The 1,397-nt window shown below is 41.4% G+C and carries 2 protein-coding genes; both read left to right on the top strand.

The annotated features are described in order from the left end of the window. On the top strand, positions 1-393 hold a 393-nt coding region (locus tag KSW37_RS15550), incomplete at its 5' end, for a transposase (protein WP_217315348.1). A gap of 2 nt (positions 394-395) precedes the next feature. Next, positions 396-1,298 (top strand): IS3 family transposase, encoded by a 903-nt coding sequence (locus KSW37_RS15545; RefSeq protein ID WP_153092808.1) that lies wholly within the window; start codon positions 396-398, stop codon positions 1,296-1,298. Positions 1,299-1,397 lie beyond the last annotated feature (99 nt).

Here is a 1,397-nt window from a genome sequence, read left to right as displayed (position 1 = left end):
GGTTGGTTTGAGACCCGTGAGGTAGAGTTGAATGGCTACTCTTTTACAGATGATGATCGTATCATGATAGTTCGAGAGTATATGGAGAGTGGGCTCCCGGCAGAAGAAATCATCAAGAAATACTATATAAGCAGTCGTACAGTGCTATTTTCTTGGATGGATAAGTTCTTAAATGAAAAAGATTTGTTATCTTTGCCGCCAGAAGACCAAAACCGTGACGATATGGCAAAGACAACAAATGAACAGTTGAAAGAGAAAGATGCAGAGATTAAGCGTCTCCGCAAGGCTTTGGAGTTAGAGAAGCTTCGCTCTAAGGCATTCTCCACCATGATTGACCTCGCAGAAGAAACCTTCAATATTCCTGTGAGAAAAAAATCTGGTACCAAACAGTAAGCTTGCTCCGCACAGAGTGCCAGAGCCAAGGTTTAGGCACTCTATGCGGGCTGTTTGGTTTCACCCGGCAAGCATATAATAAGCGCAATGTCTCTGACGGCTTTGCTGAAGAGGCCATTGAGTCTATCATCATTGAAAAGGCACGTGAGTATCGTAAGTCGAATCCTGGCTTAGGAGCTGCAAAGTTGCATGTCATATTGAAACAGATGTTTGAGGATACAGGCTGCTTCCCTGGTCGTGACGCATTTATTGAGATGCTGCGTAAGCATGGACTCATGGTACGTATAAAGCGCCGTAGACGCTATAAGACAACAGATTCCGACCATAATTATCGCAAATACCCAAACCTGATTAAGGGAGTAGTTCCTACCCATCCGAACCAGATTTGGGCAAGTGACATCACCTATGTTGAAACCAATGAAGGTGTGTGCTATCTCTCGCTTATAACAGACCTGTATTCCCATAAAATCGTTGGATGGGCTGTTGGTCCAACATTAGAAACTGTATATCCATTAGAAGCGCTTAAAATGGCATATAAAAGCATTGATGAAGAAACTGCAAAAGGACTCATTCATCACTCTGACAGAGGAAGCCAGTATTGCAGTCAGAATTATGTATCTATCCTAAAAAGTCATGGCTCACAAATAAGTATGACTCAAACAGGAGATCCTTTGGAGAATGCCATAGCAGAACGTGCAAACGGCATTTTAAAAACAGAATGGCTTTATAGAATGACAATTCCTACTCGTAAAGTATGTAAGAAGGAACTGACCAGGATTATTGCGTTTTATAACGACGAAAGACCGCATATGAGTATCGGTAATCAAACACCATCAGTTGCACATACTCAAGTGGGGCCACAGCAGAAAATGTGGAAAAATCCTTGGAAAAATTCTTCTAATTAGTTGAAAATGTGTATCTTTGCATTTGAAAGAATATCATCACCGTAACCTTTCTAGGGATAGCTCCTTAAAAAGAGTAACCTAGTTAGGTATAATGGGTAT

It is taken from the genome of Segatella copri (genome assembly GCF_019127135.1).
Classification (GTDB): Bacteria; Bacteroidota; Bacteroidia; order Bacteroidales; family Bacteroidaceae; genus Prevotella.
The sequence above is the reverse complement of the archived record's forward strand: the minus strand, read 5'-3'. Positions and strand labels throughout refer to the sequence as shown.